Annotated in this window: 21 protein-coding genes and 2 pseudogenes; 13 read left to right on the top strand and 10 right to left on the bottom strand. The window is 68.6% G+C overall.

The annotated features are described in order from the left end of the window. Positions 1 to 6: 6 nt before the first annotated feature. The 7 genes and pseudogenes from HYQ63_RS26070 to HYQ63_RS26040 form a co-directional block, all read right to left on the bottom strand. On the bottom strand, positions 7 to 1,101 hold the full coding sequence (locus HYQ63_RS26070; protein ID WP_179936341.1) for a tartrate dehydrogenase: 1,095 nt from the start codon (positions 1,099 to 1,101) through the stop codon (positions 7 to 9). 127 nt (positions 1,102 to 1,228) lie between these two features. Next, positions 1,229 to 2,146, bottom strand: a complete 918-nt coding sequence (locus tag HYQ63_RS26065) for a LysR family transcriptional regulator (RefSeq protein WP_179936340.1) — start codon at positions 2,144 to 2,146, stop codon at positions 1,229 to 1,231. A gap of 74 nt (positions 2,147 to 2,220) precedes the next feature. Next, positions 2,221 to 2,949 (bottom strand): glycerate kinase, encoded by a 729-nt coding sequence (locus HYQ63_RS26060; protein WP_257232122.1) that lies wholly within the window; start codon positions 2,947 to 2,949, stop codon positions 2,221 to 2,223. A gap of 24 nt (positions 2,950 to 2,973) precedes the next feature. Further along, positions 2,974 to 3,336: pseudogene (locus tag HYQ63_RS26055) on the bottom strand (glycerate kinase); the annotation flags it as partial. A gap of 21 nt (positions 3,337 to 3,357) precedes the next feature. Beyond that, positions 3,358 to 4,728 (bottom strand): C4-dicarboxylate transporter DctA, encoded by a 1,371-nt coding sequence (gene dctA, locus HYQ63_RS26050; protein WP_373689142.1) that lies wholly within the window; start codon positions 4,726 to 4,728, stop codon positions 3,358 to 3,360. A gap of 267 nt (positions 4,729 to 4,995) precedes the next feature. Further along, complete coding sequence (locus HYQ63_RS26045; protein ID WP_179936338.1) at positions 4,996 to 5,334, bottom strand: hypothetical protein; 339 nt, start codon at positions 5,332 to 5,334, stop codon at positions 4,996 to 4,998. Positions 5,335 to 5,392: 58 nt separating this feature from the next. Further along, complete coding sequence (locus HYQ63_RS26040; protein WP_179936337.1) at positions 5,393 to 5,737, bottom strand: hypothetical protein; 345 nt, start codon at positions 5,735 to 5,737, stop codon at positions 5,393 to 5,395. A 268-nt stretch (positions 5,738 to 6,005) separates the two neighbouring features. Between HYQ63_RS26040 and HYQ63_RS26035 the strand changes: the two genes are divergently transcribed. The 5 genes from HYQ63_RS26035 (at position 6,006) to HYQ63_RS26015 (ending at position 9,614) form a co-directional block, all read left to right on the top strand. Further along, positions 6,006 to 6,371 carry a hypothetical protein gene (locus tag HYQ63_RS26035; protein WP_179936336.1) on the top strand — a complete coding sequence of 122 codons (366 nt, stop codon included), beginning with the start codon at positions 6,006 to 6,008 and terminating at the stop codon, positions 6,369 to 6,371. 117 nt (positions 6,372 to 6,488) lie between these two features. Further along, positions 6,489 to 7,091 carry a TetR/AcrR family transcriptional regulator gene (locus HYQ63_RS26030; protein ID WP_179936335.1) on the top strand — a complete coding sequence of 201 codons (603 nt, stop codon included), beginning with the start codon at positions 6,489 to 6,491 and terminating at the stop codon, positions 7,089 to 7,091. Then, positions 7,088 to 8,863 carry an alpha/beta fold hydrolase gene (locus HYQ63_RS26025; protein ID WP_179936334.1) on the top strand — a complete coding sequence of 592 codons (1,776 nt, stop codon included), beginning with the start codon at positions 7,088 to 7,090 and terminating at the stop codon, positions 8,861 to 8,863. Before HYQ63_RS26030 ends, HYQ63_RS26025 begins: the two co-directional genes overlap by 4 nt. 33 nt (positions 8,864 to 8,896) lie before the next feature. Continuing rightward, positions 8,897 to 9,166, top strand: a complete 270-nt coding sequence (locus HYQ63_RS26020; protein ID WP_123098493.1) for a type II toxin-antitoxin system Phd/YefM family antitoxin — start codon at positions 8,897 to 8,899, stop codon at positions 9,164 to 9,166. Beyond that, the gene (locus HYQ63_RS26015; RefSeq protein ID WP_123098494.1) at positions 9,156 to 9,614 is read left to right on the top strand and encodes a type II toxin-antitoxin system VapC family toxin; all 459 of its coding nucleotides are present in this window, start codon (positions 9,156 to 9,158) and stop codon (positions 9,612 to 9,614) included. Before HYQ63_RS26020 ends, HYQ63_RS26015 begins: the two co-directional genes overlap by 11 nt. A 66-nt stretch (positions 9,615 to 9,680) precedes the next feature. On the opposite strand, the gene HYQ63_RS26010 is transcribed toward HYQ63_RS26015, so the two are convergent. Together HYQ63_RS26010 and HYQ63_RS26005 are read right to left on the bottom strand one after the other, a co-directional pair. Continuing rightward, positions 9,681 to 9,977: a GYD domain-containing protein gene (locus HYQ63_RS26010; protein ID WP_123098495.1), complete on the bottom strand. Its 297-nt coding sequence runs from the start codon at positions 9,975 to 9,977 to the stop codon at positions 9,681 to 9,683. A gap of 63 nt (positions 9,978 to 10,040) precedes the next feature. Next, a complete protein-coding gene (locus HYQ63_RS26005; RefSeq protein ID WP_373689141.1) occupies positions 10,041 to 10,505 on the bottom strand; it encodes an ATP-binding protein in 465 nt (154 codons plus the stop codon). A gap of 466 nt (positions 10,506 to 10,971) precedes the next feature. On the opposite strand from HYQ63_RS26005, the gene HYQ63_RS26000 reads away from it, so the two are divergent. The 5 genes and pseudogenes from HYQ63_RS26000 (at position 10,972) to HYQ63_RS25980 (ending at position 14,282) form a co-directional block, all read left to right on the top strand. Continuing rightward, the gene (locus tag HYQ63_RS26000; RefSeq protein WP_179936332.1) at positions 10,972 to 11,187 is read left to right on the top strand and encodes a DUF397 domain-containing protein; all 216 of its coding nucleotides are present in this window, start codon (positions 10,972 to 10,974) and stop codon (positions 11,185 to 11,187) included. A gap of 267 nt (positions 11,188 to 11,454) precedes the next feature. Continuing rightward, positions 11,455 to 12,282 (top strand): hypothetical protein, encoded by an 828-nt coding sequence (locus tag HYQ63_RS25995; protein ID WP_179936331.1) that lies wholly within the window; start codon positions 11,455 to 11,457, stop codon positions 12,280 to 12,282. A 94-nt stretch (positions 12,283 to 12,376) separates the two neighbouring features. Further along, the gene (locus HYQ63_RS25990; RefSeq protein WP_179936330.1) at positions 12,377 to 12,652 is read left to right on the top strand and encodes a CopG family transcriptional regulator; all 276 of its coding nucleotides are present in this window, start codon (positions 12,377 to 12,379) and stop codon (positions 12,650 to 12,652) included. After that, the gene (locus tag HYQ63_RS25985; RefSeq protein ID WP_179936329.1) at positions 12,649 to 13,071 is read left to right on the top strand and encodes a PIN domain-containing protein; all 423 of its coding nucleotides are present in this window, start codon (positions 12,649 to 12,651) and stop codon (positions 13,069 to 13,071) included. The genes HYQ63_RS25990 and HYQ63_RS25985 overlap by 4 nt, the downstream gene beginning before the upstream one ends. Before the next feature lie 256 nt (positions 13,072 to 13,327). Continuing rightward, positions 13,328 to 14,282 (top strand): annotated as a pseudogene (locus HYQ63_RS25980) (IS481 family transposase). A 56-nt stretch (positions 14,283 to 14,338) separates the two neighbouring features. Here HYQ63_RS25980 and HYQ63_RS25975 read toward each other — a convergent pair. Next, positions 14,339 to 16,282, bottom strand: a complete 1,944-nt coding sequence (locus HYQ63_RS25975) for a DUF262 domain-containing protein (RefSeq protein WP_179936328.1) — start codon at positions 16,280 to 16,282, stop codon at positions 14,339 to 14,341. 289 nt (positions 16,283 to 16,571) lie between these two features. On the opposite strand from HYQ63_RS25975, the gene HYQ63_RS25970 reads away from it, so the two are divergent. Genes HYQ63_RS25970 through HYQ63_RS25960 form a run of 3 tightly spaced genes read left to right on the top strand, consistent with a single transcriptional unit; the run spans position 16,572 to position 18,126 of the window. Continuing rightward, positions 16,572 to 17,054: a hypothetical protein gene (locus HYQ63_RS25970; RefSeq protein WP_257232120.1), complete on the top strand. Its 483-nt coding sequence runs from the start codon at positions 16,572 to 16,574 to the stop codon at positions 17,052 to 17,054. A 41-nt stretch (positions 17,055 to 17,095) separates the two neighbouring features. Beyond that, on the top strand, positions 17,096 to 17,569 hold the full coding sequence (haaN, locus tag HYQ63_RS25965) for a cyclophane-containing RiPP N-acetyltransferase HaaN (protein ID WP_179936327.1): 474 nt from the start codon (positions 17,096 to 17,098) through the stop codon (positions 17,567 to 17,569). Between the two features lie 38 nt (positions 17,570 to 17,607). After that, positions 17,608 to 18,126 (top strand): proline dehydrogenase, encoded by a 519-nt coding sequence (locus tag HYQ63_RS25960; RefSeq protein ID WP_179936326.1) that lies wholly within the window; start codon positions 17,608 to 17,610, stop codon positions 18,124 to 18,126. The last annotated feature ends 17 nt before the right edge of the window (positions 18,127 to 18,143 follow it).

The raw sequence follows: 18,143 nt of genomic DNA, 5'->3' as shown, positions 1-18,143 counted from the left end.
CAGGGCTCAGGCGTTCAGCGCATCGATCAGGGCCTTCGTCACGTCCTCAGTCGTCGCCGTGCCGCCCAGGTCGCGGGGGAGCACCCCCGCGGCCGTCGTCGCCTCGATGGCCTTGTGCAGGCGGGCCGCGGCGTCGGGGAGGCCGAGGTGGTCCAGCATGAGGGCCGCGCTGCCGACCGCGCCGATGGGGTTGGCCAGGCCCTGGCCCGCGATGTCGGGGGCGGAGCCGTGGACGGGCTCGAACATGCTGGGGAAGCGGCGCTCGGGGTTGAGGTTGGCGCTGGCGGCGAGGCCCAGGCTGCCCGCCAGCGCGCTGCCGAGGTCGGAGAGGATGTCGGCGTTGAGGTTGGAGGCGACGACGACCGACAGGTCCTCGGGGTGGAGGACGAACTTCGCGGACATGGCGTCCACGAGGACGCTCTCGGTCTCCACGTCCGGGTAGTCGGCGGCGACGCGCCGGAAGACGTCGTCCCACAGGACCATGCCGTACTGCTGGGCGTTGCTCTTGGTGACGGACGAGACCCTGCGGCGGGTGCGGGTGCGGGCCAGGTCGAAGGCGAAGCGGAGGATGCGTTCGCAACCGACCTCGGTGAACAGGGCCGACTGGACGGCGACTTCGCCGCCCGGGCCGCGGCCGGAGAGGTTGCGGCCGCCGAGGCCCGCGTACTCGCCCTCGCTGTTCTCCCGGACGACGACCCAGTCCAGCTCGGTGGTGTCGGCCTTGCGCAGGGGGCTGGTGACGCCGGGCAGGAACTGTACGGGGCGGATGTTGGCCCACTGGTCGAAGCTCTGGCAGATCTTGAGGCGCAGGCCCCACAGGCTGATGTGGTCGGGGACGGTGGGCCAGCCGACCGCGCCGAAGTAGATGGCGTCGAAGTCCTTGAGGCGGTCCAGGCCGTTGTCGTCGATCATCTTGCCCGTGCGCTCGTAGTAGCCGCAGCCCCAGGGGAACTCCTCCCACGCGAAGGCGAAGGCGTCGTCGGTGTTCCGGGAGTCCTCGGCCAGCGCGTCCAGGACGGCGCGCCCTGCGGCGACGACTTCCTCGCCCACGCCGTCGGCGGGGATGGCGGCGATGCGGAACGTACGGGGGGCGGCGGTCATGGGTGCCTCCGGCTCGCTGTGGTGGGGTGGGGTCTCGAGGGGATGGTTCGAGTCAACACAGGGCGGTCGTGGCGCGTCCAAGACCTGGTTTCGATGCGACGTATAGGTCTGGCCGATGGGTCGGGCGTCAGTCGGGGCGCGTGGTGTCGCGCATGCGCCGCGCGGCCAGCGACCCGGTGAGGGACAGGAAGGCCCGTGCCGCCGGGGTGAGGTGCGCGGGCAGGCTGACCATCGTCACGTGCAGCTGGGCGGTCGGTTCCAGGGGCGCCACCGCCGCTCCGCAGCGCCGGGCGAGCCGGGTCCAGGACGAGGGCAGGACGGCGACGCCGACCCCGGTGAGGGCCAGGGGCAGGATCGACGTCCGGTGGTCGACGACCGTCACGATCTGCGTACCGCTGCCGCCCGCGGTCGCGGTGATGTCGTCCACGATGCTGCGCATGAGGCTGCCGGTGCGGGAGGCGATGAGCTTCTGCCCGGCCAGGTCCGCGGGCCGGATCGTGACCCCGTCCTCGATCGCCCCGCCGGGCGCGGCGACGACGACGAACGGCTGGTCCTCCACGTGCAGGACGTCCAGCCCGGACGGGTTCACGGGGCTCGCCGAGCCCAGCAGGCCCAGCTCGCAGGCGCCGCTGCGCACCAGGGACACCACCTCGTCCGGGGTGAAGGCGGCCTGGGTGCTCACCGTCACGGACGGGTGCAGCTCGGCGAAGCGGTGGATGAGGGTGGTGAGCGGTTCGATGCCGGGTGAGGGCATGGTGGCGACCTCGACCGTGCCGCCGTGCAGCCCGGCGAGCCCGGCGGCGGTGTCGCGTACGGCGGCCAGGTCCCGCAGGACGCGCCGGCTGGGCTCCAGCAGCTCCGCGCCCGCCTCGCTGAGGACGACGCCCCGCCCGACCCGGTGGAAGAGGGCCACCCCGAGATCGGCCTCCAGGGTCGCCATGGCCTGCGACAGCGACGGCTGGGCCACGTGCAGGGCGGCGGCGGCCTTGCTGAAGCCGCCGTGTTCGACGATGGCCAGGAAGTATTCGAGCTGCCGGGCGTCCATGGTGCCTCCCCGGGCGGTTCTGGCTGCGGCTACGGCTACGGCTGCCGGGTCAACCTATCCGCCCCCGGCCGTCGCTACCCGATCCAGCGGTCGGCGAGGATCCGACCGCACCGGGCGAGCAGCCGCGCCGACAGCGCGCTGTCGCTCGCGCAGTCCTGGTCCGTCAGGTCGGCCAGGGCCTGCACGGACCGGAAGTGAGCCGCGGTCCGGTCGGCGGGCAGCGTGCACCGCCCGGCGACGGCGTGCACCGGTACGCCCTGTCGACGGGCCCGCCGGGCGAGCGCGACCGGCAGCTTTCCCGACAGGGACCGCTCGTCGAGGCTGCCTTCGCCGGTGATGACGAGATCGCTCGCGGCGAGCAGTTCGTCGGCGCCGAGCAGGGTGAGGAAGTAGTCGGCCCCCGAGCGCACCCGTCCGCCCAGCAGCATCCCGGCGAAGCCGAGGCCGCCTGCCGCTCCGGCGCCGGGCGTACGGGCGAGGCGGGCCGCGTCGGGGACGCCCGCCGCCGCAAGTCCGCGGACGAAGGAGCCGAGGGCGTCGTCCAGTTCGCGTACGTCGCGCGCGGTCGCGCCCTTCTGGGGGCCGTAGACGGCGGCCGCGCCCGCGGGTCCGAGCAGCGGGTTGTCCACGTCGGTGGCGAGGACGAGGTCGACACCGGCCAGCGCGGAACGGGCCTCGGCGAGGTCGGCCGTACGGAGGTCCGCGAGCCCTCGCCCGCCGGGCCCGATCGGCGTGCCGTACTCGCGGGCCAGCACGGCGCCGAGGGACTGGAGCAGACCCGCGCCGCCGTCGGTGGTGGCCACGCCGCCGAGGGGGTGTCTTGTCGATCAGGCCGGATCAGCGAGCGGCGTCTGGTGCAGGGGGCACCTCGCAGCGGTAGCTGGGGGAGCATCGCAACCCGCGTGAGGAGAGCGCAGCGGCGCTGCGCGCGACGAGCCCGGGGCCGCGAGGTGCCGTGCCAGGCGTCGGGAGCCCGGCATGATCGGCAAGACACCCCCTGGGGCGAGGACGACCGTGTCCGTGCCGCCCGCGAGCGCGTGCCGGACGGCCCGGCCGAGGCCGCGGCTGGTGGCGGTGAGCGGTGCCGTACGGCCGTCCGGCAGCACCCCGAGCCCGCAGACGGCCGCGGCTTCGACGACGGCCGTACGGGTACGGGCATCCACCGCGACGCGCGCGGTGAGCGGCAGCCCGGTCGGACCGGTCGGACACCATCAGGGGGTCGCCCCGGCGGTGCGGGCAGGGGACGCCGCGACGGCTTCGGGTTCAGGCTCGGGCTCGGGCTCGGGCTCGGGCTCGGGCTCGGCAGCGGTCGGGGGCTCGCCGCCCTTCCCCGCCAGTACCCTCCGCGCCCGCGCCACGTCCAGGCCGTTCTCCCAGCGGGCGACGAACAGCGTCGCGACGGCGTTGCCGAAGAAGTTCACCAACGCCCGGCACTCCGACATGAACTTGTCGATCCCGAAGATGAGCATGATGCCCGCCGCGGGGACGTGCCCGGCCGTCGACAGCGTCGCGGTGAGTGCGATGAAGCCGCCGCCCGCGACGCCCGCCGCGCCCTTGGACGTCAGCAGCATCACGGCGAGCAGCCCGAGCTGCTGGGTGAGGGACAGGGGCGTGTCCGTGGCCTGCGCGATGTAGAGGGTGGAGAGCGAGAGATAGATCGCCGCGCCGTCGAGGTTGAAGCTGTAGCCGGTCGGGACGACCAGGCCGACCGTGGACCGCTCGACGCCCATGAACTGGAGCTTGCGCATCAGCCCCGGCAGGGCGGGCTCGGCGGTGGACGTGCCCAGGATCAGGAAGAACTCCTCCCTGAAGTAGCGGACGAGCTGGAAGATGTTCAGCCGTACGTACGCGGCGAGCACACCGCCCAGCACCACCACCACGAACAGCGCGGAGGTGACGTAGAAGAGCAGGATCAGCGACCCGAGGCTGGTCAGCGTGGACAGGCCGAACTTCCCGATGGCGTACGACATCGCGCCGAACGCGCCGAGCGGTGCGGCCTTCATGACGAACGACAGCACCTTGAAGACGACCTCGGTCAGCCTGCCCACGCCCGCGATGACCGGCTCGCCGATCTTCCCGACCGACTTCAGCGCGATCCCGAAGATCACCGCCAGGAAGATCACTTGGAGGATGTCGCCCTCGACGAACGGCCCGAAGAAGCTCTCCGGCACGATGTTCGTGAGGAACTCCCACCAGTGCTGGTGAGCGCCCTGCTCGATGTACTGTCCCGCGTCGCCCGAGGTGTCCAGCGTCGAGGGATCGGCGTGGACGCCGTCGCCGAGCCGGAAGATGTTGATCGCGACCAGCCCCGTGAGCAGGGCGACGATCGTGCCGATCTGGAAGTACGTCAGCGCCTTGATCCCGGTGAGACCGACCTTCTTCAGGTCGGCGACTCCGGCTATGCCGCCGATGATGGTCAGGAACACGATCGGCCCGATCAGCATCTTCATCGCGGTGATGAAGGTCGTACCGATCGGCTCCATGGCGGTGGCCAGATCCGGCCACCGCCAGCCCAGCACGATGCCGATCACGATCGCCGCCAGCACCTGGATGTACAGCTGCCGGTACCACGGTTTCGCCACGGCTCGTTCCGGGGCGGCTCGCTCTTGGTCCGGGGTATGCGTCATTGCAGCCTCCCTGATCGCGCGAGACCGAGCCCGATCGGTCCGCGCCAGCTTGCGCCACAGTGAACCGGGCCACAGCTCAGGGGGTCCACGACCAAAAATCGATGCCCCGCATAGGCGGGGCCTATCTGTTCCGCCGCTTCCGCCGACCGGCGACGTTGGGGAAGCGACGGCGGCGCCGCCGGGCGAACCGGCGGCGCCGCCTTGTCTGTTGGAGCTGGACGGTCAGTCCCGGATCTCCGAACCGACGCGGAGAATGCCGACCGCGCCGCCCTGAGTGCCGGGGCACTTACGCTTCGAGGTCTTGCCGTTCCAGACCCAGGGGCCGTAGAACGTGGTCTCCACGCCCCGGGTGTCCACGCAAATGATTTTCACCCGGTGCGCGCCGAGATGGCCCAGCCCCGAGCAGTAGGAATAGCCGGTGGTGCCGCCCCTCGACCACGCATTGCAGTCGGCGGACCGGGTTGATACATCGCCGCCGTCATTCGCCATGGCGTTCGGTGCGATGAGACTGGCGCTGATGGCCAGTCCGGCGATGGCGAGGAAAGACTTCTTTCGATTCATGCCGGTGTCCTCTGATGTGCGAAAACTACGCCTGGACTCGTGGTGCGGTGGTCGCGCGTCAGAACAACTCGACCTGGTAACCCGCCTTGTAGACGCCTACCGCACCACCCTGAGTGCCAGGGCACTTACGCTTGGACCAGTCACCGCTCGTTCCCATCCGCCACGGACCGAAGAAGGAGGTCTGTACGCCGCGGGTGTCGATGCAGGTGACCTTTACCCGATACCGGTCGAACCTCGCCAGGTCGGCGCACTTGGCGTACGCGGTGGTCTCCGTGTGCTTTGTGGTGCAGACGTACTTGACGCTCACGTCGTCGTCCGCGGCGGCAGCGGCAGGCGCGAGCATTGCGCCCGTTGTCATGATGGCAGCCGCGATGGCCGCGATGGAGCCGACTTTGCTCCTCATTCAAAATCCCCCGTTTTCATTTTTCAGGCTGAGCCTGTTTTGCGGTCGCGGAACTTTGTACCTGCGCCCGTTCGCCGGGCGCAAGGGGTTTGCGCCACCCAATCCCGGGGAGTGCCGACCTCCCGTCATATCGGGCAAAGTCATGCCTTTACCTTGCCATCAAGGACCAAGCGGAACTGCCTTGCCGACACCCTGACGTCGACCATGACGTCTGCTAGCTTTCCCGCCAAGCACGATCACTTTGATCAGGCTCAAACGGGGAGCAATTTTGAGGTTCAAGACCATCGGTGTGGCCGTTGTCGCGTCACTCGCAGTATTCGGGACAACTCAATCGGCATCCGCTGCCGACTGGCTCACCGCGAAGGCACCCACCTACAAGTCCGGCAAGGTCACGGCAAAGGCGACCATGCTCGGCCCGCAGCCCGCGGGCACGAAACTGTGCGTATCCCTCCTGGTGGCCCACCCCTACTACCCCGACATCGAGGTGGCCAACAAGTGCAAAACGACCCAGGCCGGGTCCGTGAGCGTCACCGCCAAGGTCGGCACCTGCGGTAAGTACTCGAGTTATGCGAGCGTTAAGCGGGGTTCGGGGACCTCCGTTCGCAAGTCGAATCCCGCCATTTACTGCAAGTAAGTAGCAGCGGTCGGCAGGCCCCCGTTTCCACGGGGGCCTGCCGTCGTGCGCCGTCGTGCGTCGCCCTGCTGGCCCCGACCCCCTTGAAAAATATGTAGACCGGTCTATTGTGCTCCCATGACGGGAACCAAGGGCGCCATGACCAGCGCACGGCTGGCGGAGTCGATGCTCGAACTGATCCAGCTGCACGGCTACAGCGGTACGGGACTCAACACGGTGGTGGAGCACTCGGGCGCCCCCAAGGGGTCGCTGTACTTCCACTACCCCCAGGGGAAGGAGGCGCTCGGGGAGAAGGCCGTCGAGCTCGCGGCCGCACGGTTCGTTTCCCTCGTCGCCGACTCGGCGCTGGAATCGGCCACACCGGGCGAGGTGCTGCGCCGCGTGATCGACACACTGGCCGGGATGCTCACCGACAGCGACTTCCGTCTCGGGTGCCCGGTCTCGGTGGTGACGCTGGAGATGGGCGCGCAGAGCGAGCGGCTGCGGGACGCCTGCGCGAACGCCTTCGAGTCGTGGATCGGGCCGGTGACCGAGTATCTCGTCGCACACGGCCGCCCTCACACCGACGCCCGCGCCCTGGCGACAGCCGTGGTCAGCATGGTGGAGGGGGCGTTGATCGTGTCGCGTGCCCAGCGGTCCACCGAGCCGCTGCGCTGCGCCGCCCAAGCGCTCGCCGTACTGCTGGACGAGGGTGACGAGGGTACGGAGGCGTCGGCATGAGCGTGGTCGAGGACCGGCACGCACTGGTGCTGGGCGCCACCGGCTTCCTCGGACGCCACCTGGTCCTCGCGCTCGGCCGGGCCGGCGTACGGGTGAGCACGGCCAGCCGGAGCCACGAGTCCTACCGGCGGCTCGCCCGATGGCTGGCCGAGCGCGGGCACGACGAGGCCCCGGCCGATCTCCGGGTCGATTTCACGGAGCCGTCGCTGATCCAGGACGCGTGCGACGACGTCACCGAGATCTACAACTGCGCGGGTGCCTACCGCTTCGGGATGTCGGCGGACGATGCCCGCCGCGCCAATGTCGACAGCGTCCGCGCGGTGGTCGCCTTCGCGGCGCAACTGCCGCGCCTGCGGCGCCTGGTGCACGTCTCCGGGTACCGGGTCGGCGGGCAGGACCCTGCCCACTGGAGCGACCAGCGGAGAGCGGCGGCCTACCGGGCCCTCGGGCCCTACGAGGCGTCCAAGGCCGAGGCGGACGCCGTATTCCAGGCCATGGCCGACGAGTTGGGCGTTCCCTGGTCCATCGTCAGCCCGGCCAGTGTGATCGGTGACAGCGTCACCGGCGAATCCGACCAGTACCTGGGGCTCGCGTCGAGCGTGAAGGACCTCTGGCGGGGCTCCCTCCCGGCGCTGCCGGGGAACGCGTCCACGTTCGTACCGGTGGTCGCGGCCGACTACCTCGCCCGGTTCATGGCCCTGCTCCCGGAGGACGACGCCGCCGAGCGCGCCTCGTACTGGCTGCTGGATGACGACACTCCCACGCTGCCCGACCTGCTCACGCTCGTCGCGGAGCACTACGGGATCACGGCGCCCCGGGTACGGATTCCCGTATCCCTGGTGAAGCGTCTGCCCCGGCGGCTCACCAAGGCCGATCCGGAGACCCTGACCTTCCTGTCGAGCGACCGCTACCCCACCGATCCGGCGCACGCCTTCGCCGCCCGCCACGGGCTGACCATGCCGGACGCCGTCACGACGATCCGCCGCTGGGCCGACCACCTGGCCGCGCACCGCTTCGGCGACGCCCCGGCGGACGGCAGGCGGTTCGCCACGCCGGGCGGGATACGGACGTTCGAGCTCGGCGCACCGGACGCCCCCACGGTGGTGATGCCGGGACTGCCGGTCAACGCCGACACCTGGGCGCCGGTCGTCACGGCGGTCGGCCGTGCCCGCGCCGTCGACCTGCCCGGCCTGGGGATGAGCGGCGGACACCACGACGACTGGCCGACCTGGCTGACCGCGCTGGTGACCGGGACCGGCGCCCGTCACCTGGTGGGCCACTCCATCGGCGCCGCGGCCGCCGTCGAGGCCGCGGCCGCCCACCCCGCCGCGGTGGAGCAGCTCACGCTCGTCGCGCCGCACTTCCTCCAGGCGCGCCCAGCGCTCACCACCCGGTGGGCGCCCCTGACCCGCGGGTACCTGAGCCACGTATCCCCCGAGGCGCTGGCCAAGCGCCTCACGGGCACCACGGCGCACGCCACCGCGCTCGGCTCAAGCGTGGCGGACCTTCGCCGCGGCACCGTCGCGGCGAACGTCTCCCGGCTCCTGGCCGCCGCCGCGAAGCCGCGGTGGCGGGAAGACCTCCGGGCCGAGCTGCGGCGGTACCCGGGACGGGTGCACGTCATCGTGGGCTCCGACGATCCGCTCACCCCCGACGGCCAGGCCCTGCTGGACGCACTCCCCCACGCCACCGTGACGGTGGTCGACGGCGCGGGCCACCATCTCCAGCTGACGCACCCGGAGGAGGTCGCCAAGGCCATCGGGCACTGGTAGCACCCGGTAGCACCACGCGCTACCGTGGGCGCCATGACCGCCCAGCCTGAGATCACCCAGCGGGACCTGCGCACCCGGTCCAGAGAAATCATGGACGCCGTCCAGGATGGCCAGGCGTTCACGGTCACCCGGGACGGACACCGCATCGGCGAGCTGGTCCCGCTGCGACAACGTCGGCGGTTCGTCCCGCGCGCGGAGTTCGCGGCCATGTCCCGCCCGGCCCCGGACATCTCGCTGGAGGCGTTCCGCGCCGACCAGGACTCCGCTGCTCAGCACGAGCAGGACGACCCCTATGACCGTTGAGTACGCACAGGGACTCCTCGACACCAATGTGATGATCCTGCGCAAGTGGATCAACGCCGACGAGCTTCCCGCCGAGGTCGCGATCAGCGCCATCACCCTGGCCGAGTTGTCCGCGGGTCCGCATGAGGTCCGCCGGAACGAGGAACAGGACGATTACGACGAGCACGCTGAGCGCGCCCGACGGATGGACGTCCTCCAGCGCGCCGAGAACGAGTTCGACCCCATTCCCTTCGACGCGGAAGCAGCCCGCGTCTACGGCAGGGTCTGCGCGGCCGTGATCAGCAGTGGACGCAAACCGCGACGCCGGGTCGCCGACCTGATGATCGCCGCTATCGCCGTCGCCGAAGACCTCCCCCTCTTCACCACCAACCCCGACGACTTCAGAGGGCTGGACGACCTCCTCACCGTTGTCCCCGTCACCCGGCCACGAGTACCTCACGACAGGTAGACGGGCCCTGCCTCCGCCGCTCAGCTCCGCGTGGCAGGGGCCGCCGACCCGCTGAGACCGGAACCGTCAGCCCGCCGCCTTGGCGATGATGCCGTCCATCTCCTCTCGGTCGAAGGCGCGCAGCGTCGTGCTGCGGACGTTTCCCAAGCCGCTGAGCTGGAGCGATGCCGCAGTGGCGGTTTCGTCGTCGGGCGCCTCGAAGGTGTAGATGATGTCGTACTGGCCGACGGTCCAGTGGAAGTCCAGGAGCTTCACCCCGAGCTTGTCCATCGCCACTCTGAAGGCCTCGTAGCGCTTCGGCGTGTCCCGGAAGGCACGGACACCCTGATCGGTCCAGTTCAGCAGGGTGATGTAAGTGGGCATGGCCCTCACCTCCTCATGTCAATTCTGAAGAGGTCCGGGCGAGGGCGCACGCCCTGGCGGACATCAGGCTCCGTGACGATGCTCCTGCGCAGCGCACTCCGCCCAGACGGTCTTGCCGACCGGTACGCGGGGAGCCGTGCCCCAGCGCGTGGCCAGCAGGTCGACCAGGAGCAGCCCGCGACCCGTTTCGTCCTCGGGCGAGGTGGTCGGCGGCCTGAGCGGTAGGCGCTCGTCGCGGGTGTCCGAGACCTCGATGCGGATCGTCTGCATGGGCGCTTGTTGCAGGGTGAGGCGGAGACGGAAGTCCCGCCCGGGTACGCGTCCGTGGCGTACGGCGTTCGACGCCAGCTCCGCCACCAGCAGGGCCACCGTGCACGACGTGTCCGACGCGGGCGGATATCCCCACTCCGCCACGTGCCGTACGGCGCCCCGCCGCGCCAGCCGTGCGCCTCGGGGCGTCGAGGGGAACTGCGCGATGAGCTCGCGGTACTTCGGTTCCTCGTCCGGCGTGGTCGTCGTCTTCAGCACGGTGTTGTGTCGCGGGGTGTTCGGGTCGCGTGTCCGCAGACTCCGCATGGCCGCCGGGCTGACCCAGGCCGAGCTGGGAAAGAAGACACCGTGGTCAGCACCCGGATCACCCAGATCGAGCGGGCCTCGGGAGCGAAGCCGACGAAGTCGCTGACCCGGGCGCTCGACGCGGCGCTCGGGGTGGACGAGTTGCTGGTCGACCTGTGGCCGTATGTGTACCGGAAGGCGTTCCCGGACTGGTCGCAGGCGTTCATGAGCGTTCTGCGCGGGCCGTGTCCATCCGGGAGTACTCGGCGCACTTGGTGCCTGGTCACTTACAGACTCATCGAAGAACCAACGGCCAACTCATCGAAAAACCAGACGACGTCAAGCGCTTCGCGCTGTCCTACGATCGGCTGCGGGCAGCATCCCTGCCTCCGCTCATGTCGCTCGACATGATCCGATCCGTGATGGAGGGCAACTGCCGTTGGAGCGAGTGTCCCGTCCCGATCTGAACGTCGCCGCTTGGCGCAAGAGCAGCTACAGCAACCAGGCGGGTGGCAACTGCGTCGAGGTGGGCGACGGCGTCATCGCTGTCGTTCCCGTCCGTGACAGCAAGGACCCCGAGGGTCCGGTGCTGGTCTTCCCTGCGGGCACCTGGGCTTCCTTCATCGGCGACTTGAAGACCGGCGACCGGCTCTGAGCCCACCGGGTACCGGTCGGCGTCGGCTTTCCCGGTCCGCCGGATCCTCGTACGCGGGGGTCCGGCGGGCCGCGAACTCCCCCTAAGAACCGGGGTAAAGAACTCCCGCCCACCCACCCTTCCGGCTGCGGTCACTCGTACGGGTGACCGGCTTGCGGGGGCGGCATGACGGTCGTTACGTTCGCCGCAACAACCGCAAAACGACGGCCCCCGCCGGGACGGCAATCCCGAACGAGGGCCTGACCGATCAGGAAGAGCCGCTTCCCGATGGCTGAGCCGCAGTCTAACGCGCACGCGCGCGCCGACGCCGGAGCACCGACCTCCGGCGTGATCCACATCCGCACCCGCCTCACCGCCGACTTCACCGTGATCGCCAACGCCCTCGCGCAGCGACGCGGAAGCGCGGTCACCGTTGGCGTCGCGGCCTACATCCTGTCCCTCCCCGACGGCGCGCCCGTGAGCATCGCCGCGCTGTGCGAGCACTTCACCGAGGGCGAGATCCTGATCTCGCGGGCGCTGAGGGAGCTGGAAGCCGCCGGTTACCTGGAACGGCGGCGCGAACGCGGGCCCGGCGGGGTGATCCGTACCCGCACCTTCTTCTACGACGTACCGGGCGGCGGCTCGCCCACCCCGCCCTCCACCACACGTACGGCGACACCGGCGACGCCCGAGCCCGAGCCTGAGCCGAAAGCCGTCCCCGAGGCGCCCTCGCTCGCCGACGCCGACGAGCGGGCCGTCGCCATCCTCTCCTCGCTGCGTCTCGCCGACCCGCGGCTCATCCTGTCCCGCCGCGACGTCGCCGAACTCGCCCCCGCCGTCGGGCAGTGGCTCGCCGCCGGGGTGGGCCCCGCGCAGATCACCGTGGCGCTCACCGCCCGGCTCCCCGACCACTTCCTGACCCGCCCCGCCCGCATCCTCGCGTTCCGCCTCAGCGACCCGCCCCTCCCGACGCCCACCCCGACCACCGCCGCGCCCACGCCACCGCCCGTCCTCCGCTGGCGGACCTGCGACGGCTGCGAACGCGCCTTCCGCGCGGCGGGCGAGCCCGGCCGACACTGCCGCGACTGCCGAGAAGATCTCCGTGCGGCCTGTTGAGCCCGAGGGTGCGGCGCCGTCCGTCCAGGTGAATGGTGCAGCAACCCGAGGAAACGAAAGTAAGGCAATTGACACTGGGAGTATGGTGCCTTGTATGGCAACCAAGAAGGTGACGGTCACGATCCCGGAAGACCTCCTTGAGGAGATCCGTTCGGAGGCAGCCGAGCGGGGACTGTCGGCGTACATCGCGGAAGCGGTACGCCTCAAACGAAACCGAGACCGGCTCCTTGAGCTGGTCGACTGGCTACAGGAGGAACACGGACCAGTCACCGAGAGCGAACAGGCGGCGGCGCTGGAGGAGCTGGACGAAATCGACGCCGAACACGAGCGCCGCTCCACCGAAAAGGGCCTCGCGGGGGAAGCTGCGTGAAGGAGCGACGCGGCAAGCACACGTCACCGCTCCGAATCTTCGTACTCGACTGCGAAGCTCTGTCGCTTGCTGTGCGCGGCGAGCGAAGGATGATCACGCGCCTCGCTCTCGCGGCTCAAGGCGAGGCTGAGGTCGTGACGTCTCCGATGACGCTCATTGAGGCATACGACGGAAGAACCACCGAACAACGCTGGGACTGGGTGCTCTCCCGTCTCACCGTCGCGGATGTCGGGAAGGAAGAGGCCCGTCAGGCGCGCCGGCTCCTGACCGCCGCCGGGCTACACGGCCACAAGTATGCGATCGACGCCGTACTGGCTGTCGTCGCGAGCCAGCAGAAGGGTCAGGTCACGGTCTTCACCTCGGACGTGGACGACCTGGAGAAGCTGGTCCCGGACAGGATCGTCGTCAAGAAGGTCTGACCGGGGCCAGCCTCAGTCAGTGCCATCGCATCGCGGAGGACTCCGAGCGGTGGCCTACCTGCTGATCGACTCGGCAAGCACCGCCCGCGAGGCATCCCGCCGCACGACTTCGGCTGTGCAGAAGAGACAGCGACTAGGTGTGCTGTCCGGGGACGTTGGTGACAGGCGACTCGCCTTCAGGGGGCCTTGCATGAGGTGAGGGCCTCTGGGTTCGGTGTGGATTGCGACATCTGCACCAACACGCAGGAGGCCCTCGTTGATCCACCGTAACGCCCCGCTGACTCCAACCGGCAGGCTGCGTCTGGCCCGGTGTGTCGTCGAGGACGGCTGGCCGCTGCGACGGGCGGCCGAACGGTTCCAGGTCAGCCACACCACCGCAGCCCGCTGGGCCGGACGCTACCGCCGTCACGGGGCAGCGGGCCTGCACGACCGCTCCAGCCGCCCCCATCACTCACCACGCCGGACACCCGCCTGTGTGGAGGAGCGGGTGCTGCGGATGCGCCGCGAACACCGGATCGGCCCGCTGCGGCTGGCCGCCCGTGCTGGCGTCGCCGCCTCCACCGCCCACCGCATCCTCCAACGCCACGGCCTGCCACCGCTGACCGTCTGCGACCGGGCCACCGGCGAACCCCTCCGCCGCTACGAACGCTCCCGACCGGGCGAACTGGTCCACATCGACGTCAAGAAGCTCGGCCGCATCCCCGACAGCGGCAGGCACAAAGTCCTGGGCCGCGCGGCCGGCCGCAAGAACAAGGACCAGGGTCGGCTATGCCTTCCTGCACACCGCGCTGGATGACCACTCCCGCCTGGCCTACACCGAAGACCTGCCCGACGAGAAGGCGGCCACCTGCGCGGCCTTCCTACGACGAGCTGCCGTCTGGTTCGCCGACCACGGCGTGACCGTCGAGCGGGTGCTGACCGACAACGCCTGGGCCTACAGCAAGAACACCTGGCGCGATACGTGCCGTGACCTGGGCATCAGCCCACGCTGGACTCGCCCCTGGCGACCGCAGACCAACGGCAAGGTCGAGCGCTTCCACCGCACCCTGCTGGACGAATGGGCCTACCAACAGCCCTACACCTCAGAGCGCGAACGTCAGGCAGCGTTTCCCGACTGGCTGGACTGGTACAACTACCACCGACCCCACACCGGAATCAGCGGCCACACCCCAGCCAGCCGCATCACCAACCTCTCCGGACAGCACAACTAGGCCGTCCCATCTCCTCTCAGACACCCAACCTCTGCCATGCCAGCGCCCGACCGCACTCACGCAGCCGTATACTCCGTCCGCACATTGTCCACATACCGACGCAACGACTCGGCACTGTGGAAGACGCGGAAGTCGCAGGCTTCAAGGGCTGCTTGCTCGGTCGCAGTAGTGTCCAGAGCGAGGACGACTGGGACGCCGACCTCTTTCTGAAGCCCGTGGGGCCACAGGGCCGCAGCGATGGTAATAGCCCTGCCAGTGCGGGGGTCGCAAATCTCGGCCTCGTACTCAGGGAGAGACATGCCTGCGTCCGTAAGAACTCTGAGCAGCTCCGACAAGCCAGGCACATCTTCCGTTGGCTCGGATACATTCGCAGGACGCGCGGACGGAACCGCGACGGAGGCGAAGTCTGTGAGGGCAACGGGCGAGGGGCCGTCATGCAATGCTTGCAAGAAACGGTTAGCAGCGCGGGCAAGAAGTTGGCGGCGAGCATCGAGGAAGGCGCGATAGGCGTCCAGTTCCCACAATTCACGATTCATGGGAATCCACTGGGAGGCTAGGGCTCCAGGCATACGTTCCTCGATCTCCTCCAAGTACACGACTGGCGACTTGGCGCCGATCTTGAGGTTGGTCCCCTGCGTGAGAAAGCAGAAGTTGGCCACGGAATTAATCTCATTGCTGGTGTATCCGTACTGTCGCAGCTTGGCCTTGGGAAAGATGTGGTGCACCTGGAGGGAGCTGAGCCTGCCCAGCAGATTATCCTTGAGTGGAACACCGCTCACGAAGTCCTGAGATTCATGGACCCGAGTGAGTAAATAAAGAAGCGGGTAGAAACGGGAACCCATGGTGGAGGCCATGAAGTCGTCTGGGCGGATCTCCAAGTGGCCTCGGCTGTGGCGTAGAACCTTAATCAGACCGTTCACCCCGCCCTCGTCGAGCGCTTGGAGGTCCTGATTGAGTGCAGTTTCAGTGGAACCAGTATGACGACCCCACAGAAAGCTATGGACGTACCAGTAGAACAGCCGATCTCGGGTCATGGCGTCCGGGAATTCACCACCGTGACAATGAAGCAAGCGACTCATCACAGGGAAGGCGCCACGACCACCGAGGACCCGATCATGATCAAGGCCAAGGCGGCCGCCGAGAGCATTTAGGATATAGGAGATCGAATCTACAGTCTCCCGTAGGCCGTATTTGAAATCTGCGACCTTGACGTCGGCTAGCTTAGAGAACTCGGCTTCACCAGTCAGGACAGCGTTAATGTTACGGAGCAGCCAGTCAAGCTTGAAGTTGAATCCAGCCTCCGACCACACGCCGAGGGCATCGTTCATAGCGGACCGGGCATTCGGCCAAGAGGCGCAAATGGCCGCCAGAGCCAGATCCCCCTTGGAGAGCTTTGTTCCCCCCGAATTCACCCGATTGAAGATGTCCACCACGACATCGATGGTCTTGTCGGCGCCCGTGACTTCGTCGATATGGACGGAACGGTCCTTGATCTGCGTGAGCCGGTTCAATCGCTCAATGTAGACGACCTGGCGATCGGCGTCACCTTTGGCGAGCGTGGTCACTTTCGAGAGATACCCTCCCAGTCCTGTTCGAAATAGGCTCGTCACATCAATCCAAACCGGATTGTCTTTCATCTTCGCCGGAGCATAAAACTCAAATGCCTCACTCTCAAGATTAAAATGCAACCCACCGAGAGTTGCTTTATTCCCTTCGAAAAAACGGGGAGGCACTCCACGGGTAATGCCGTATAGGGTCGTGAGACGCTGCTGACCGTCCAGCAGAAGTTGCACAGTCCCATCCTTGCCTGGGCCGCTGCCCCGGGCATCGGCCTGCTCCGCCTTAGTGCTCCAAGTCAGAAAACCGCCGATCGGATAGCCTCGGTATAGAGACTGAAATAAACCGCGAACCTGGTCACGTGTCCAGACGTACCCCCGCTGGAACTCAGGGAGCGCGATGTCACCCGAATCGACCTTATCCAGGATCTGCGAAATCTGCATACTCTCCGCCTTTCGAAATCCGGCGGTTCCCCCCCACCGGTCCCCCTACAATCTGAGCAACGCTAGCAGCCTGGTGTGACAAGGTGTTCTGGCTTCCCAGATACGCCGGAGGCGGAAGCCGTGTGGCGACGTTCCTCGGCTGGGTACTCCCACCATGTGCAGGCTCTCACCACTGGTCGCTCCTCCAGCCCTGCTCAGCAGTGGGAGACCAGCCTGCCCGTTGCCGTTGGGGGCGGACTCAAGGGGCAGGCGACCGGAGCGAGGCTGTGGCTTGTACTGGCATCTAGTGGTGACTGCCGCGGGGCGCGAGTGGAATACGGCTCGCCTCGGAGGGGCCGAAGAACTCGATCTCAGCTCCGGTGTCCGCGGCTCGGTCGAAACCCTGGGCCTCGCCCCACCGGCCGGCGTCGTGATCGAGTCCAACGGCACGATCGAAGGCGTGGACACCCTTCGTTCCGTCGAGGAAGGCGCCTCCTGGCTGGGCATCGACCTCCTCACCCAGTCCTTCGACCAGACCATGCGCCACCCGAAGCTCCGCCACCGGCACGATGGCAAGGCAGCGCTGGCCGAACAGTGCCAAGGCTGCCCGCTGGTCGAGGTCTGCGGCGGGGGCTACCTCCCGCATCGCTTCAGCGCCGTACGCGGCTACCGGAATCCCTCCGTGTACTGCGCGGACCTGGAGTACCTGATCCGGCACGTCCAGGACTCCCTGCGCGAGCACGGCTGGAGCACCCACGCCGGACCGCACCGCCGCGGTGGGAGTCCGCGTTGAAGCGAGCGAGTGAAGCAATTGAGGAACGACAGGAGATGCCGATGACCGTGACGATCAGCCCCGCTGAAAAGCGGGACGTCCTCGCCCTGGCCGAGCTGATCGAGGAGATCGAGTGGTTCTACGGTTCGACCGAGGTCCAGCCGCTCGACGAACGCCAGGCCCAGGTGGAGGAAGCCCTGTTCGACTCACCGCCCATGGTCTTCGCCCTGGTCGTCGAGGACGAGACGGGTGACCTCGCCGGGCTCGCAGCCTACTCGTTCCTCTGGCCGGCCGCGGGTTCCTCCCACTCGCTGTTCCTCAAGGAGCTGTACGTCCGCGACACCCTGCGCCGCCAGGGCGTCGGCGCTCGACTGATGGATGAACTCCGCGCCCTCGCCGCCGCGCGCCCTGGGTGCAGCCGCGTCGAGTGGATGACCGATCGCGACAATGCGGACGCGCGTTCCTTCTACAAGTCGCTCGGGTTCGCCGAGTTCGACGGGAAGATCATCTATCGGGTCGATACCAGCACCGCGTAAGCCTGTCGAGACCGCCTGGCGGCGGCAGAATTGCGGGCATGGATGCGGGACTTGCGGCGCTGGTGGGGGCTGCCCTCGGGGCCGTTGCTTCGTTGGGGGCGGCTTCGGTCAGTGGGCGGGCCCAGGCGCGTTCGCAGCATGATCAGTGGCGTCGGCAGGTGCGGCGTGAGGCGTACACGCAGTACCTGGTCGCCCTCCACGACCGCGATGTGGCGATGGACGACGTGCTGCGCGCGCTCGATGCGGAGGCTCCTGACCAGGCGGTCGTCGACGGGCGGGTGGAGACGTTCATCGGGCTGGCGCGCGAGGTGCACCGGGCTGCCGAGGTGGTGCTGCTGGAGGGGCCGTCTGGGGTCGGCGAGGCCGTGAGTGGGGTGGCGGAGGCGTCGAGTGCGCTCTCCGGTGTGATGCGGCGGATGGTGGACGACGCGCGCCGCGGTGACGCCTCGCGCAGGGCTGAGGATTTGGCGCTCGCGGTGGAGAGGTCGGACGCGTTGTGGGAGGCGGTGAAGGCGTTCCGGGCGGTGGCAGGGGGTGTCTTGGGCGACGGGGGCTGATGCGGTGGGCGGGGAAT

This window comes from Streptomyces sp. Rer75 (genome assembly GCF_013414305.1).
GTDB lineage: Bacteria > Actinomycetota > Actinomycetes > Streptomycetales > Streptomycetaceae > Streptomyces > Streptomyces himastatinicus.
The sequence above is the reverse complement of the archived record's forward strand: the minus strand, read 5'-3'. Positions and strand labels throughout refer to the sequence as shown.

Bases quoted from the DNA above. Each gene is read 5' to 3' on its own strand.
- HYQ63_RS26070 (WP_179936341.1), bottom strand. From the start codon at position 1,101: ATGACCGCCGCCCCCCGTACGTTCCGCATCGCCGCCATCCCCGCCGAC.
- HYQ63_RS26065 (WP_179936340.1), bottom strand. From the start codon at position 2,146: ATGGACGCCCGGCAGCTCGAATACTTCCTGGCCATCGTCGAACACGGC.
- HYQ63_RS26045 (WP_179936338.1), bottom strand. From the start codon at position 5,334: ATGAATCGAAAGAAGTCTTTCCTCGCCATCGCCGGACTGGCCATCAGC.
- HYQ63_RS26040 (WP_179936337.1), bottom strand. From the start codon at position 5,737: ATGAGGAGCAAAGTCGGCTCCATCGCGGCCATCGCGGCTGCCATCATG.
- HYQ63_RS26030 (WP_179936335.1), top strand. From the start codon at position 6,489: ATGACGGGAACCAAGGGCGCCATGACCAGCGCACGGCTGGCGGAGTCG.
- HYQ63_RS26025 (WP_179936334.1), top strand. From the start codon at position 7,088: ATGAGCGTGGTCGAGGACCGGCACGCACTGGTGCTGGGCGCCACCGGC.
- HYQ63_RS26020 (WP_123098493.1), top strand. From the start codon at position 8,897: ATGACCGCCCAGCCTGAGATCACCCAGCGGGACCTGCGCACCCGGTCC.
- HYQ63_RS26015 (WP_123098494.1), top strand. From the start codon at position 9,156: ATGACCGTTGAGTACGCACAGGGACTCCTCGACACCAATGTGATGATC.
- HYQ63_RS26010 (WP_123098495.1), bottom strand. From the start codon at position 9,977: ATGCCCACTTACATCACCCTGCTGAACTGGACCGATCAGGGTGTCCGT.
- HYQ63_RS25995 (WP_179936331.1), top strand. From the start codon at position 11,455: ATGGCTGAGCCGCAGTCTAACGCGCACGCGCGCGCCGACGCCGGAGCA.
- HYQ63_RS25990 (WP_179936330.1), top strand. From the start codon at position 12,377: ATGGCAACCAAGAAGGTGACGGTCACGATCCCGGAAGACCTCCTTGAG.
- HYQ63_RS25975 (WP_179936328.1), bottom strand. From the start codon at position 16,282: ATGCAGATTTCGCAGATCCTGGATAAGGTCGATTCGGGTGACATCGCG.
- haaN (WP_179936327.1), top strand. From the start codon at position 17,096: ATGACCGTGACGATCAGCCCCGCTGAAAAGCGGGACGTCCTCGCCCTG.
- HYQ63_RS25960 (WP_179936326.1), top strand. From the start codon at position 17,608: ATGGATGCGGGACTTGCGGCGCTGGTGGGGGCTGCCCTCGGGGCCGTT.